We start from the raw sequence: 14,536 nt of genomic DNA, 5'->3' as shown, positions 1-14,536 counted from the left end.
CTACCGTTACACCATGGGTCTGACTAAATTTTATTTCAATTTTTGCAACTTTTCTCTTAACTAGGTTAGATAAAAATGCCTCAACAATTGCTTATCGAGGCATAAGACTTTTGTAGACCCACAGGGATTCGAACCCCAACTAGCGGCACCAAAAACCGATGTGCTACCGTTACACCATGGGTCTATGTCTTAATTGCTGTGCAAATATAGAAAGGTTTTTTAATTCACCAAAACTAATTTTACAAGTTTTTAGCTAAAACAGACGTTTTATGTGATAAGCTATTGAAAATGAATTTTAAAAAATGATTAAATTTTTTACATTTTTTTTATCAAAGCTTCATACGGATGATTTCGTTCTTGAATTTACGTTTCAAATCTTGCCCACAATCAAAAATCATTTGCTCATTTGATGGAAATGGAGCTGGTCTTCTACCAATCATATTTATATAATCTCGATCCAAAGAACGTCGATCACCTTTGTAAGTTCCGTAAGAATCTCTAAAAATGAACTGACTTGCTAAATTTTTAGAATCGATGGCTTGTTCTTTTTGATTATCGATCAAATAATATTTTGCCGTAATTGCAGCTTCCTTGATGCGTTGTACTTCTTCAAAACGACTTTTTACTGTAATATAACGATCTACCATCACGGGTTTTCCGTCTTTATCTTTTACCACTACTCCATTTTGCACCAATTCTTCTTTACCATCAACAATTTTTTTCTCAAAATTATGCACCTCAATTTTTTCTCGTTCAGGTGAAACATTTATCGTCTCAAAACTTAATTGAATTACATAATCATACGAGCTATTTAGTTTTCCTGTGTAAAATTCAGTCCAATTAGAATCCAATCCATATGAGTTAAAATCTAACAAATCTTTCTCTAATAGTTTAGGAATAACAACTTCTGTATTGTTTACCAATTGTACCAAAACTTTATACATTCCGTTTGCACGAGCGGTATTCATCAAACTACGAGTATCTTTATAATTAGAATAAACACTTTCTAAAACTTGAAACTTTTGATATGCCGTTTGCGCATTCAATTTTCCTCCTTGATTTAAAAAAGATTTTCCTTCATCATATAAAAATTGCGCATATTTTTCTTGAATCGTTTTATAAGCTGCTGAATAATCTTTGGTTTTGAAATTATACGTTTTCCCACTAATCAATCTTCCATCAATTCCAGCAATCGTTTTTTGTCTTTCTTGCAAACGATTAATAATTTGATACGCTTCCTGATATTTAGAAGGATTAGTCAACGTTTCAATTTGTTTCAATCTATTTTCATCTTCTTGCTGTCCTTTGTTATACGCTTCAAAAATTAATGGGACATATTTGATTCCATTTTTCTCCGATGGATTTTTAAAATAAGCTTGCGTAGATTGCTCAAAAGCTTGCTGAAAATTACCAGAAACCAATGCTGAATTCGCCGATTTGTACGAATTACAATTTGTAAAGAATAGTAAAGAGAGCGTTAAAGCAAGTAATTTTATTTTCATATTATTAAGGTAAGTTTTTTGTTTTTTAAAAGTAAAAAGAAAGCCAATATAAATTGGCTTTTGGTTGATATTTTTTATTCTTCAAAAATAATCGAGTTATCTCCTAAAGATTTTAATCTTACTAAAGATTCAACTCTGATGTTTTCATTCAGTAAACGATCGCGTCCTTCTTGAAATGATTTCTCAATTATAAAACCCATTCCCAAAAGGTTTGCGCCTGATTGTTTTATCAAATCTTCAACACCCAACGCTGCATTTCCGTTCGCTAAAAAGTCATCAATAAAAATAACATTATCATTTTCATTCAGAAATTGGCTACTTACGCAAACATCGTACGTTCGGTCTTTCGTGAATGAATATACTTGCGACGCATAAAAATCTGCCATTGTTTTAGGCTTAGCTTTTTTTACAAAAACAACAGGCAAATTCAATTCTAATCCAACCATAATTGCTGGTGCAATGCCGCTCGCTTCGATTGTTATGATTTTATTAATGTTTAAATCCGAAAATCGATGGACAAATTCCGACGCTATTGCTTTCATCAGAACAGGATCCATTTGGTGGTTGATAAAACTATCAACTTTTAGAATTCCACCATCGAAACTTTTTCCATCCTTCAGAATTCTTTCTTTTAAAAGTTCCATTTAATATTTAGTTTTTTAAAGTTTACATAGAAAAAAAGCCAGCACATTGGCTGGCTTTGATATATTTTTTAGCTTATTCCCACTCGATAGTTGCTGGTGGTTTTGAGCTGATATCGTAGGCTACACGGTTAATTCCTTTTACCTCATTGATAATTCTGTTCGAAACTAATTCTAAGAATTCGTAAGGTAATTTAGACCAAGTTGCTGTCATAAAATCGATCGTATTTGCAGAACGAACAACCGCCGTATATTCGTATGTACGCTCGTCTCCCATTACTCCAACAGATTTTACAGGTAATAACACCACGAAAGCTTGAGAAACTTCGTCGTATAAATTATGTGCATAAAGCTCGTCGATAAAAATCTGATCTGCTTCTTGTAAAATGCGTACTTTTTCTTCGTCAACTTCTCCTAAAACACGGATTCCTAAACCTGGTCCTGGGAATGGATGACGGTAAACTAATTCGCGAGGAATTCCTAATTCTACACCAACTTTACGCACTTCATCTTTGAATAATTCTCGTAATGGTTCTAATAATTGAAGTTTCATATCTTCTGGTAAACCTCCTACATTGTGGTGAGATTTAATAGTTGCAGAAGGTCCTTTTACAGATTGAGATTCGATCACATCAGGATAAATAGTTCCTTGCGCTAAGAATGCTGCATCTTCAAATTTATTTGATTCTTCATCAAAAACAGCCACGAAATCTTTACCAATTGATTTACGTTTTGCTTCTGGTTCGTCAATACCTTTCAAGTTTGTTAAGAAACGTTCTGAAGCATCTACCATTTTGATGTTCATGTTGAAGTGTTTTCCGTAATTTTCCATTACTTTTTTCCCTTCATCTTTTCTCAATAAACCAGTATCAACAAAAATACATGTTAATTGATCGCCAATTGCACGATGAATCAAAACCGCAGCAACAGAAGAATCTACACCTCCAGAAAGTCCTAAAATTACTTTTTTATCACCAACTACCTCTTTTATACGAGCAATTTCTGTTTCGATAAAATCTTTTAAAACCCAATTCTTTTCAGCTTGACAAATATTGAAAACAAAGTTTTCTAACATTGTTGAACCATATTCTGAATGTGTAACTTCTGGGTGAAATTGTACCGCAAAAATCTTTTTATCTTCGTTTGCGATTGCCGCAATATCTATATTTGATTTTCCTGAAATTGTAAATCCTATTGGCGCTGTCATCACTTCATCGAAGTGACTCATCCAAACTGTAGATTGTTCTGGAACTCCTGCGAATAAACTGTTTTGAGCTAAAACTGTTAATTCAGATTTTCCATATTCTCCTTTTTCTCCTTTCTTAACTTCTCCACCTAATAAATGCGAAATCAATTGCATTCCATAGCAAATTCCTAAAACAGGAACGCCCATTTCGAATAATTCTTTTTCTACCAAAGCGGCTTCATCTCCAAAAACTGAAGAAGGTCCTCCTGATAAAATAATTCCTTTTGGATTGTGTTTTTTGATTTCTTCGATCGAAGTGTTGTAGGGAATAATTTCTGTATAAACTCCAAATTCTCGAATTCGGCGCGCGATTAATTGATTGTATTGCGAGCCAAAATCTAAAATAATAATTCCTTGCGTCATTGTGTTTGTCTTTGTGCAAAATTAAGTGAAATTCGGCGCAATCACAATTTTATTCACGTCATTTTTCATTCTTTTAGGTAGATTTTTATAGTTTTCCAAGAACTTAATATTTTCATAACTTTAAAACCGATTAATCGAAATAATTTTACCTTGAAAAAACAATTCATCATGAAAAAAATTATATTTACTGCCTTAACAACCTTTATGCTTACAAACATGGCAAATGCTCAAAAAATTATTGCTCATCGTGGTTATTGGGACACCGAAAACAACGCAAAAAATTCGATTAAATCATTAAAATCTGCACAAGAAATTGGTGCTTATGGTTCTGAATTTGATGTATTAATTAGTGCTGATGATGTTTTGATGGTGAATCATGATGATCATTACCAAGGTCATACAATCGAAACTACAAATTCTTCTCTTTTAAAAACGTTGAAATTGGCTAACAACGAAAACATGCCAACTTTAGAAGAATATTTTGAACAAGGAAAAAAGAATAAGAATGTCAAATTAATTTTCGAATTAAAACCTCACTCATCAAAAGAAAATGAAGATCGTGCAGTAAAAAAAGCGATTGAAATCATCAAAAAACATAAAGTAGAAAAACAAGTTGAAATCATTTCATTTAGTAAAAATATTTGTGATGAATTTAAGAAATTAGCACCAAAATTTCACGTTTCTTATTTAGCCGGAGATTTGTCTCCTCAAGAAGTAAAAGAGAGAAATTGGAATGGAATTGATTATCATTACAGCATTTTTCAGAAAAATCCTACTTGGGTGAAAGAAGCGAAAAACTTGGGATTATTGGTTAATGTTTGGACAGTTAACGACCCAAAAGTGATGCAAGAAATGATCGATATGAAAGCTGATTATATTACAACTGACAAACCTTTGATTTTAAAAGAAATTTTGACTAAATAAATTAGTATATTTAGCGGAATAAGAAATCATTTTATGCCTCAACTTAATTCATTCGAAATCTATTCATTTACAACATTGAACCAAATTCATAAAGAGTATATTTTTAAAATTTGGAACAACGAATATCCTATTAATTTGGCTTTTGAGAGTTTACAGGACACCGAAAATTATTTGAATAGTTTGATTGAAGCGAAACATTTTTTTGCTGTAGATGAAAACAATCAAATGCGAGCTTGGGCGGTTATTTTTGAAAGAGATTATGAAAAATGGTTTGCAATAATTGTGGATAGCGAGTTGCATCAAATTGGTTTGGGACGTAAAATTCTTAATCGATTAAAAACATTTTCGACAGAACTAAATGGTTGGGTAATCGACCATGAAAAAGATACAAAAGCGAATGGAGAGCCTTATTGTTCTCCGTTGGCTTTTTACATGAAAAATGATTTCAATTTACTTCCTGAAATTCGTTTGGAATTAGAGAAAATTTCTGCGGTTAAAATTAATTGGAGAGAGTAATAAAACAAAAAAGAGAAGCTTATTAACTTCTCTTTTCTATTTTATTCTCCTAAAACCTTTTCCAAATCAGTGCTTCCTTGTATATTTCGCATTTGTCGCTCTATATGACTAGCGCGTCTACTGATAAAAGACGAAGGCGGATTCACATTATATTTTCGTGGCAATGGCAAAGCTGCTGCAATTCGAGCCGCTTCATTTTTGGTTAAATCTTTAGCTGGTTTATTAAAATAATATTCTGAAGCTGCTTCAACTCCAAAAACACCAATTCCCATTTCTGAAGTGTTCAAATACATTTCTAAAATACGTTGTTTGCCCCAAATTTTTTCGATCATAAACGTAAAATAAACTTCCAATCCTTTTCTCAACCAAGAACGACCTTGCCACAAAAACACATTTTTCGCTACTTGTTGAGAAATCGTAGAACCTCCACGAAGTTTTTTCCCTTCTTTATTTTTTTCGATCGCTTCTTGTATTCCATCCATATCAAATCCATTGTGTACAGGAAACTTTTGATCTTCGGAACCAATTACAGCCAATTTTATATTTCGTCCCATTTCTTCATAGGAAATATAATCGCGCTTAAATTTTCCTTGTTCAAAACCTTGCTGAACTTGCGTAATCGTGAACGGCGGATTAATCCACTTTAACACAACAATGTATACAAGATGAGCTACAAAAAGATAAATTACAACCTTACGAATAAATTTAAACATTTTATTTCTTTAAATTATGAAAGCAAAGTTATACGATTTATTGAATTTTGAAAATAAAAAAAGCTCCAAAAATGGAGCTTATATTTCTATTCTTTATTTTTTCTCAACTTTCGTTGAACCAGATGTGGGAGCTAATTTTTCTTTTGCAACATCTTTCACGTTTTTTAACTCAGCGTTTACAGGCTCAATCAATGATTTTGTAGGACTTTCATTTCCTCTGTGACACATTACACATGTTACAACATTGATCATTTCAGGATTTTTTGCATTTTCCCAATTGAAATTTTTCGCGTTAATATCACGTGTCATTACAATCATATGACGTGAAAATTCCTTTTCTTTTTTTGCATCACTTGCAAAATCCATCTTTTTCGTATCTGGATTTTCGGCGTGGCAAAAATTACATTTCACTCCTAAAGCAGCGTTGTATCCGCGCATCAAACCTTTCAAACTATCTTCCGAAATGTTTTGTGGTAACACTTTTAGATTTTTCCATTCTGAACTTGAAATTGCTTTTCCTGTGTCAATTTGACGAGAAGTCGTAAACGAAAAAATACTAAACATCAACGCTACAACTACCAAAGAAACCATTATTCTATTTGTTTTCATTTGTAATAATTTTGTTTATAAAAGGTAAAACAAATCTTAAACTGAATAAACCCTTCAGAAAAATTTGGAATAATTTTAAATAAAACCTTTAATGAATTAAAAATAAATCAATTAAAATCTCCAAACTAGTAAACGCGAAATTTTATTCCCTTGTTGCATATTTACAATTCGGTAATCTCTTACTTTTTCACGTTTCAAAATACCTTCCAAAATTCGAACATTTTCTTTCTTAGAAACCAATGTTGTAAACCATTTTACTTGATGTTTATAATCCGCACTTTCTTTTATCATTTTCGTGATAAACAGACGCTCTCCTCCTCTACACCAAAGCTCAGAATTATTCCCACCAAAGTTTTGAATTGGTTTTTGATCAGATTTTTGACCTAAGTTTTTCAGTTTACGCATTGTTTGCTCCATCACTTCTTGATTCGATCTAAAAAATGGAGGATTACAAATTGTAATATCAAATTTTTCGCCTTGTTTGATGATTTTTTTGAAAATATTGTTTGGATTAAATTGCATTCTAATCTCAACTTTGTTACGTAATCGAGCATTTTTCTTGACAATTTCTTCCGCATTTTTGAAAGAAGCATAATCCAACTCTGCGCCAACAAAGTTCCAGTCGTATTCGTAATTTCCAATAATCGGATAAATACAATTCGCTCCAACACCAACATCCAAGACTTTTACATCTTTTCCACGCGGAATTACACCATCAAAACTTTCACTCAAAATATCGGCAACATAATGAATATAATCGGCGCGACCAGGAATTGGTGGACACAAATTATCTTTTGGCAATTCCCAATAATCAATATCATAATATGTTTTCAACAACGCTTTATTCAACGCTTTTACAGCTTCTCTATCCGAGAAATTAATCGTTGGTTCGTTCTCTTTATTGGGTTTGATATATTTGGAAAGTGGGGAATAAATCGCACACAATTTTTCGAAATTATAAGGCGCTAAATGACGATTGCGCGAATGTAATTTTTTTAATTTACTCTTCTTTTCGGGAGTATTCATACAAAAATATTTATGCAAAAATAAGACAACCTTTGCAGTTTTCTGCAAAGGTTGTTTTTGAATTCGTTTATTTTAATTGTTTTTGTAGCGTTTCGATTTGTTTCAAAAGATGATGAATCACTTCTAAACCTTCTATATTAACGCCCAAATTATAATGAAATTCAATAAATCGTTCGATTAATTTCAAATCATTTTCTTCGATAAAATATTCTTGGTTACGCTCGTGCAAAACAACCAAATCATTTTTATACAAATCAATCACAAATTGAGGTTCAATCTGATGATATTTACTAAACTGAATAACAGATATCGTTACATTTTTCATGGTTTTAAGCTTTTTTAAGTGAACGTAATTTCTCGAATAATTCTTTTTCTTCTGCTGATAAATTAGTTGGAGTTTTTACTGAAAATGTCACATACAAATCTCCAAATTGATCATCTTTCTTATAAATTGGTAAACCTTTTCCTTTCAATTTAACCTTTTTATTATTCTCTGTTCCTTCTTTTATTGGAACTTTCACTTTTCCAGAAAGTGTATCAATCATCGCTTCTCCACCCAAAATTGCATCGTATAAGTCGATTTCAACAATTGTAGATAAATCTGCTCCATTAACTTCAAAAGACGTATTATTTTCGATATGAAACGTGATATACAAATCTCCATTTGGACCATTGTTATAACCTTTTCCTCCGTGACCTTTTATCTTAATCGTTTGCCCATCTTCTACTCCAGCTGGAATTGTAATTCGTATATTTTTACCATTCACAGCAAAAGTTTGTTTATGCGAAGTCAATGTATCTGTCAAATTTAGTGTCAAACTGGCATTAACATCTTGCCCTTTATAACCTGTTGATCTACTCCTTCCTTCGCGTCCAAACATCGAACTGAAAAAATCTGAATAGCCATCAAAATCACCAAAACCTTCAGCTCCATCAAAATCGCTATTACTATATTGATATTGTTGCTGTTGTTGTTGCTGACGAGCTTTTTCATATTCTTCACCATGTTGCCAATTTTCTCCATATTTATCGTATTTTTTACGTTTTTCTGGATCGCTCAACACTTCGTTTGCTTCATTTAATTCTTTAAATTTCTGTGCAGCTTCATCGTTATTTGGATTAAGATCGGGATGATACTTACGTGCCAATTTCCGATAAGCTTTTTTTATCTCATCTTGTGATGCGGTCTTTTGCAGACCTAATGTTGTATAATAATCTATAAAAGCCATAGTAATAATAAGTTTGTGTGGTAATTTAATCAAAATCAGTTCCAATTTTTTCAAAACTGACAATACGACTTATTCTTTTTTATCTATTTTAAACCTTTTAATATTTTATCCGAAAAAGATAAATTTATTATGATTAATTCATAAATTTTCAAAAATAATTTGGATATATTCAAAAAAATCAATTATTTTTCATTTATAAAAGAAAGTTATGAATAGAAAAAATTTTTCGAAAAATATATTAATTGGATCGGCGGTTGGTGACGCATTAGGAGTTCCAGTTGAGTTTAAAAGTAGGCAATATTTACAACAAAATCCTGTCACAGATATGATGGGTTATGGAACATACAATATGCCTCCTGGCACTTTTTCTGACGATAGTTCGATGATGTTTTGCTTGGCTGAATCGTTGTGTAATGGTTATAATGTGAATGATATTGCAGAAAAATTTCAGATGTGGATGCACGAAGGTTATTGGACGGCTGACGGAGAAGTCTTTGATGTTGGAATTTCTACACGAAAAGCAATAAATCGTTTACGAGTTGTAAAAAATCCAATTGAGGCTGGTTCTACATCCGAATCTGATAATGGAAATGGATCGTTAATGCGTATTCTTCCTTTAGCAATTTTCACGAAAGATTTATCGATTGATGAACGCTGTGAAATCGTCAAAGAAGTTTCTTCTATCACGCATGCGCACAATCGTTCTGTTTTGGCGTGTATTTATTATATTGAATTTGCGTTGAACGTTTTAGATGCCGAAAATCTAGAAGAAGCTTATCTGAACACAAATTTTTGGTTAAAATTATTCTTAGAAGAAAATGAAATTTATAAAAATGAATTTACATATTTCGAACGAATTTTAAGTGGAAAACTAATTGATTTAAAAGAAGATGAAATTAAATCAACTGGTTATGTCATGGATAGTTTAGAAGCTTCTATTTGGTGTTTGCTACATACAAGTTCGTATAAAGATTGTGTTTTGAAAGCGGTGAATTTAGGACATGATACCGATACAATTGCTTGTATTGCTGGTGGAATTGCAGGGATTTATTATGATGCAGAAACAATTCCGACCAATTGGATTGAGCAATTAGCGCGAGTGAATGATATTTTACATTTAGCAGAACAATTGGAAGAAAAATATGAATTTTAGAAAGCTTGAACTATTCTAAATTCACCAAAAACATTTTCGTAAATTTGCAAAATGGAAAGTCAAAAAAATAATCCATTACACGGAAAACGTTTAGACGATATTATCGAAGAATTAGTAATTTATTACGGCGGTTGGGAAGGTTTGGGAAATCAAATTAACATCAGATGTTTTAATGATAATCCAAGTTTGAAATCATCGTTGAAATTTCTTCGAAAAACAGATTGGGCACGTGCAAAAGTAGAAGAATTGTACATTAAGAAAATTGCAAAATAATGAGTGCAACTATTCTTGAAGAAAAGATTTTTATTGATTCTGAGCTCTTAACCAATATCGAAGAAGAAAGTCAGGTTATTATACATTGTTGTATGGCGGCAGATGAATATGCAAATGCTGCACGTATTTGGCCTTCTACTTTTATTATTGATAATCAATCAGGAAAACGTTGTCAATTGGTTTTTGCGGACGGAATTACAATGTATCCAAATTGGACGTATATCGAAGAAGGTTCGTCTCTTCATTTCACTTTAATTTTTAATGGTTTGCCAAAAAGTTGTCAATCATTTGATTTAGTCGAAATTATTCCGCAAGCTGGAGGATTTGAATATCGAAAAATAAATCGAAATAAAAGCGATGTTTATCACGTCGAATTTTCAGAATAAATTAAAAAAAATGCGTTTCATTTGAAACGCATTTTTTAATAATATAAACTGTATTTTTTATTGAATTACTCCAATATCATTTCGATAATATTCGTAATCAAAATGTACTTTTTTGATGTTTTCGTAAGCAGTTTCACGTGCTTCTTCTAATGTATTTCCTAATCCAACTATGTTGATTACGCGTCCACCAGAAGTAACAATTTGTTCACCTGATAATTTTGCACCAGCAATAAAATTAGGACAAGTTACATTTTCTAAACCACGAATCTCAAAACCTTTGTCGTAATTTCCTGGATATCCTCCCGAAACCATCACCACACAACACGCATGTTGATTTTTGAAAGTCAAGTCAAAATCTTCTCCTTTAATTGCTTTATTTACAACCTCAGCCAAATCATTTTCTAACAAAGGTAAAGTTGTTTGCGTTTCTGGATCGCCCATTCTTAGGTTATATTCCAACAAATAAACACCTTTTGTTGTAATCATCAATCCAAAGAAAATAACACCAGCAAACTCTGATCTTTCCTTAATTAAACCACATTTTGTTGGCTCCATAATTTCTTCTTCGAACATTTTGAAATGCTCTTCCGTAAACAATGGATTTGGAGCGATAACGCCCATTCCACCAGTATTAAGACCAGTTTCTCCTTCACCAATTTTCTTGTGATCTTTTGCCGAAACAAATGGAACGATTTTTTTCCCGTTAAAGAAAGACAAAATAGAGGCTTCAAAACCTTCTAAATATTCTTCAATAACCACTTCGTTTCCTGCATCACCAAAGGTTTTATCTTCCATGATATCCAAAACAGCTTGTTTTGCTTCTTCAAAATCTTGGCAGATAATAACTCCTTTTCCAGCCGCTAAACCAGAGGCTTTCACTACAATTGGATAATCTTGTGTTTTCAAATAATCAATCGCCAACATTGGTCCTTGAAAATTTTTATATTTTGCTGTTTTCACACCATATTTATCCATAAAATCCTTCGCAAAAGCTTTAGAAGCTTCTAATTGCGCAGCTGCTTTATGAGGTCCAAAAACATTTAAATTCTCTTTCTGAAAAATATCAACGATACCTTCTGCTAATTCAGCTTCTGGTCCAACAAAAGTTAAATCGATTTGATTTTCTTTCGCGAAATTTTTCATTTCTTCAATCGAAGAAACTGAAACGTTTGTTCCGATTTGAGCTGTTCCTGCATTTCCTGGAATAAAAAACAATTCTAAATCTTGTCCTTTTTGCTTGAAATCTTCAGCAAACTTCCATCCTATTGCATGTTCACGACCACCTGAACCGATTACTAAGATGCGAGTTGCGGTTTGCGATTCGCGGTTTGCGCTATTATTTTGTTCCATTGTTTTTCTTTGTTAAATAGTTTTGAAAATTTTTATTCATTCTACAATAATGATCAATTAATTCTAAAGCTTCATTTAATTCTGACTCTGTTATATAATTCAACTCAAAAGCTATTATTAATTGAGCTTCAACCTCAAAATCAGAACCTTTTGAAATAGATAGAAAATTAATCATTTGCTGATTTGAATTTCTTCCAGAACCTTCTGCGATATTTGAAAGAATTGAAACAACTGCTCTTTTTATTTGAACAGTTAATCCATACTTTTCTGATTCTGGAAATTTATTAGAAAGATTATAAACCAGTCTTAAAATTTCCAAACTTTTTTGCCATATGTCTAAATTTCTATAACTTCTCATTTACACTAAGTTAATCTTAAATTCCAACATCGCAAAACGAATATCGCATATCGAATTTTAGTGCATAAAATGTCTCATTCCTGTGAAAACCATCGGAATTTCGCGTTCATTACAAGCATCGATAGACTCTTGATCTTTGATTGATCCTCCTGGTTGAATAATTGCTTTAATTCCATTTTCTGCTGCAAAATCAGCTACATCACGGAAAGGGAAAAATGCATCTGAAGCTAAAACTAAATCATCTTCCACTTTTTCTTTTGCACGTGCAATCGCTTGTTGAGCCGCCCAAATACGATTCGTTTGACCTCCACCGATTCCGTAAGCTTGACCATTTGTCGCTACAACAATCGCGTTAGATTTTACCCATTTTACAATTTTTTGAGCAAAAACTAAATCAGTCATTTGACGATCTGTTGGTTGAGCTTCTGTTACAACTTTAAGATCTGTTGAAAACTGATTATCTGTAGACTGAACAATTAATCCTCCATCAACTTTTACGTAAGTTACTTTATCCGACACAGGATTCTTCACTTTGATGATACGTAAATTTTTCTTTTGTTTAAAAATTTCTAACGCTTCTTCTGTAAATGAAGGTGCAATTACAATTTCTAAGAAAATTTTATTTAATTCAACCGCAGTTTTTCCATCAACTTCTCTATTGAAAGCGATGATTCCACCGAAAATTGACATTGGATCACATTCATACGCTTTTTCATAAGCTTCTAAAACATTCTCTCCAATTGCCACTCCACAAGGCGTTGAATGTTTCACTGCACAACAAGTTGTTTCCTCAAATTCTGAAACCACTTTATAAGCCAAATCCATATCACGAATATTGTTGAAAGAAAGTTCTTTTCCTTGTAAATATTCGAAATCTTTCATTGCGCCATTTTTCGTTTTATCAACATAATAAGCTGCTTTTTGATGTGGATTTTCTCCATAACGTAAATCCATCACTTTCTCGTAAGAAGACTCTAAAAATTGAGGAAAATCTTCTCCTAAAATGTAAGTAGAAATCGCCGCATCATAAGCAGAAGTTAAGTTGAATACTTTACCAGCACATAATTTACGCGTTTCGATAGAAGTTGAACCATTCTCACGAATTTCATTCATCACTACTTCATAATCATTCACATCCGTTACAACTGTTACATCATAAAAATTCTTTGCAGAAGAACGTAACATTGATGGACCACCGATATCAATAAATTCAATCATTTCCGCTTCAGAAAGACCTGTATTCATCTTTTCGAAGAAAGGATAAAGATTTACAATAACGATATCAATTGGGTTAATTCCATGTTCCGCAATTGTTGCCATATGATTTTCGTCCGAACGACGCGCCATAATACCACCATGAATTGCAGGATGTAAAGATTTTACGCGACCATCTAAAATCTCAGGAAAACCAGTTACATCTTTTACTTCTGTAACTTCGATTCCGTTGTCTTGTAAATGTTTGAATGTTCCTCCAGTTGATAAGATTTTGTAATCTTGTTCAACCAAGAATTTTGCAAATTCTAACAAGTTCGACTTGTCCGAAACACTTATTAGCGCTTGTTTTTGCATTGTGTTTAGTTTTTAAAGTTTATTGTTTGTTTACTATTTTATTGGAAATGAAAAACCTCAATGTACACAACATTGAGGCATTCTATATTTTATGCTTCGCTGATTTGCTTGATTGCCTTAATGTAGATTTCACTTTCTACCTCAGCAACTTTACGCTGTAAATCTGCTACTTCATCACCTTCTTCAATTTCAAAAATTCCTTGACAAATAATTTGTCCTTCGTCTACACCAGCCGTTACAAAATGTACAGTTGCTCCTGATGTTTTTTCACCAGCTTCTAAAACTGCTTTGTGAACTTTCGCGCCATACATTCCTTTTCCACCAAATTTTGGTAATAATGCAGGATGAATATTAATCATTTTCGAGCCCCATTTCGAGGTAAATTCTGGAGATAATATGGTTAAAAAACCTGCCAAAACAATAAGGTCGATTTCTTCTCCTTCTAAATTATGTTCAGCATCTTCCGAAAAAGTTTTTCGGTCTAAGACATACGTTCGGATATCTTTATCCAACGATCGTTCTATTGCATAACAATCTCGGTCTGCCATTACCATCGAAATCTCGACATTTGGTAACGTTCCGTCTTCAACTGCATCAATAATATTTTGAAGATTTGTTCCGCCACCGGAAACAAATACAGCTATTTTCATGTTTGTTTGTAAGTAATCTTGTTTGTTT

Annotated in this window: 17 protein-coding genes and 1 tRNA gene; 5 read left to right on the top strand and 13 right to left on the bottom strand. The window is 32.4% G+C overall.

Going from position 1 to position 14,536, the window contains the following annotated elements; all coding sequences use genetic code 11:
- Positions 1 to 113 precede the first annotated feature (113 nt).
- From B4L98_RS13335 to guaA, 4 genes are all read right to left on the bottom strand, one after another.
- A tRNA-Gln gene (locus B4L98_RS13335) sits at positions 114 to 184 on the bottom strand.
- 145 nt (positions 185 to 329) lie between these two features.
- Positions 330 to 1,502, bottom strand: a complete 1,173-nt coding sequence (locus tag B4L98_RS13330; protein WP_291078456.1) for a hypothetical protein — start codon at positions 1,500 to 1,502, stop codon at positions 330 to 332.
- A 74-nt stretch (positions 1,503 to 1,576) separates the two neighbouring features.
- Positions 1,577 to 2,146, bottom strand: a complete 570-nt coding sequence (xpt, locus tag B4L98_RS13325) for a xanthine phosphoribosyltransferase (RefSeq protein ID WP_291078454.1) — start codon at positions 2,144 to 2,146, stop codon at positions 1,577 to 1,579.
- Between the two features lie 73 nt (positions 2,147 to 2,219).
- Positions 2,220 to 3,752 carry a glutamine-hydrolyzing GMP synthase gene (gene guaA / locus B4L98_RS13320; protein ID WP_125349033.1) on the bottom strand — a complete coding sequence of 511 codons (1,533 nt, stop codon included), beginning with the start codon at positions 3,750 to 3,752 and terminating at the stop codon, positions 2,220 to 2,222.
- 168 nt (positions 3,753 to 3,920) lie between these two features.
- Between guaA and B4L98_RS13315 the strand changes: the two genes are divergently transcribed.
- Together B4L98_RS13315 and B4L98_RS13310 are read left to right on the top strand one after the other, a co-directional pair.
- Positions 3,921 to 4,676: a glycerophosphodiester phosphodiesterase gene (locus tag B4L98_RS13315; RefSeq protein WP_125349032.1), complete on the top strand. Its 756-nt coding sequence runs from the start codon at positions 3,921 to 3,923 to the stop codon at positions 4,674 to 4,676.
- A 33-nt stretch (positions 4,677 to 4,709) separates the two neighbouring features.
- Positions 4,710 to 5,192, top strand: coding sequence for an N-acetyltransferase (locus B4L98_RS13310; protein ID WP_286495800.1), 483 nt, complete (start codon positions 4,710 to 4,712; stop codon positions 5,190 to 5,192).
- A gap of 41 nt (positions 5,193 to 5,233) precedes the next feature.
- Here the strand turns inward: B4L98_RS13310 and mtgA are convergent, their stop codons facing one another.
- The 5 genes from mtgA to B4L98_RS13285 form a co-directional block, all read right to left on the bottom strand.
- Positions 5,234 to 5,905, bottom strand: a complete 672-nt coding sequence (gene mtgA, locus B4L98_RS13305) for a monofunctional biosynthetic peptidoglycan transglycosylase (protein WP_291049037.1) — start codon at positions 5,903 to 5,905, stop codon at positions 5,234 to 5,236.
- Between the two features lie 93 nt (positions 5,906 to 5,998).
- On the bottom strand, positions 5,999 to 6,514 hold the full coding sequence (locus B4L98_RS13300; RefSeq protein ID WP_286495799.1) for a c-type cytochrome: 516 nt from the start codon (positions 6,512 to 6,514) through the stop codon (positions 5,999 to 6,001).
- 111 nt (positions 6,515 to 6,625) lie between these two features.
- Entirely contained in the window at positions 6,626 to 7,540 is a 915-nt protein-coding gene (gene rlmF, locus B4L98_RS13295) for a 23S rRNA (adenine(1618)-N(6))-methyltransferase RlmF (RefSeq protein ID WP_291078452.1), read from the bottom strand.
- 67 nt (positions 7,541 to 7,607) lie between these two features.
- Positions 7,608 to 7,865: a chaperone modulator CbpM gene (locus B4L98_RS13290; RefSeq protein ID WP_135834956.1), complete on the bottom strand. Its 258-nt coding sequence runs from the start codon at positions 7,863 to 7,865 to the stop codon at positions 7,608 to 7,610.
- A gap of 4 nt (positions 7,866 to 7,869) precedes the next feature.
- Complete coding sequence (locus tag B4L98_RS13285; protein WP_114999547.1) at positions 7,870 to 8,769, bottom strand: DnaJ C-terminal domain-containing protein; 900 nt, start codon at positions 8,767 to 8,769, stop codon at positions 7,870 to 7,872.
- A gap of 208 nt (positions 8,770 to 8,977) precedes the next feature.
- Between B4L98_RS13285 and B4L98_RS13280 the strand changes: the two genes are divergently transcribed.
- The 3 genes from B4L98_RS13280 to B4L98_RS13270 are packed head-to-tail and all read left to right on the top strand — an operon-like array spanning position 8,978 to position 10,581.
- Positions 8,978 to 9,922, top strand: coding sequence for an ADP-ribosylglycohydrolase family protein (locus B4L98_RS13280; protein ID WP_114999545.1), 945 nt, complete (start codon positions 8,978 to 8,980; stop codon positions 9,920 to 9,922).
- Between the two features lie 51 nt (positions 9,923 to 9,973).
- Positions 9,974 to 10,195, top strand: coding sequence for a VF530 family DNA-binding protein (locus B4L98_RS13275; protein ID WP_038332359.1), 222 nt, complete (start codon positions 9,974 to 9,976; stop codon positions 10,193 to 10,195).
- On the top strand, positions 10,195 to 10,581 hold the full coding sequence (locus B4L98_RS13270; RefSeq protein ID WP_114999543.1) for a hypothetical protein: 387 nt from the start codon (positions 10,195 to 10,197) through the stop codon (positions 10,579 to 10,581). Before B4L98_RS13275 ends, B4L98_RS13270 begins: the two co-directional genes overlap by 1 nt.
- 57 nt (positions 10,582 to 10,638) lie before the next feature.
- Here the strand turns inward: B4L98_RS13270 and purD are convergent, their stop codons facing one another.
- The 4 genes from purD to purN all read right to left on the bottom strand — a co-directional run bounded on the left by purD (position 10,639) and on the right by purN (position 14,508).
- Entirely contained in the window at positions 10,639 to 11,931 is a 1,293-nt protein-coding gene (gene purD, locus B4L98_RS13265) for a phosphoribosylamine--glycine ligase (protein ID WP_125349024.1), read from the bottom strand.
- Positions 11,918 to 12,289 (bottom strand): four helix bundle protein, encoded by a 372-nt coding sequence (locus tag B4L98_RS13260; protein ID WP_125349023.1) that lies wholly within the window; start codon positions 12,287 to 12,289, stop codon positions 11,918 to 11,920. The genes purD and B4L98_RS13260 overlap by 14 nt, the downstream gene beginning before the upstream one ends.
- Positions 12,290 to 12,346: 57 nt before the next feature.
- Positions 12,347 to 13,858 carry a bifunctional phosphoribosylaminoimidazolecarboxamide formyltransferase/IMP cyclohydrolase gene (gene purH, locus B4L98_RS13255; protein ID WP_280036526.1) on the bottom strand — a complete coding sequence of 504 codons (1,512 nt, stop codon included), beginning with the start codon at positions 13,856 to 13,858 and terminating at the stop codon, positions 12,347 to 12,349.
- An 89-nt stretch (positions 13,859 to 13,947) separates the two neighbouring features.
- A complete protein-coding gene (gene purN / locus B4L98_RS13250; protein WP_038332368.1) occupies positions 13,948 to 14,508 on the bottom strand; it encodes a phosphoribosylglycinamide formyltransferase in 561 nt (186 codons plus the stop codon).
- Positions 14,509 to 14,536: the final 28 nt, after the last annotated feature.

The sequence above is a fragment of the Empedobacter sp. UBA5528 genome (assembly GCF_002426075.1).
GTDB classification, from domain to species: domain Bacteria; phylum Bacteroidota; class Bacteroidia; order Flavobacteriales; family Weeksellaceae; genus Empedobacter; species Empedobacter falsenii_B.
This window is presented reverse-complemented; position numbering and strand designations above follow the sequence as displayed.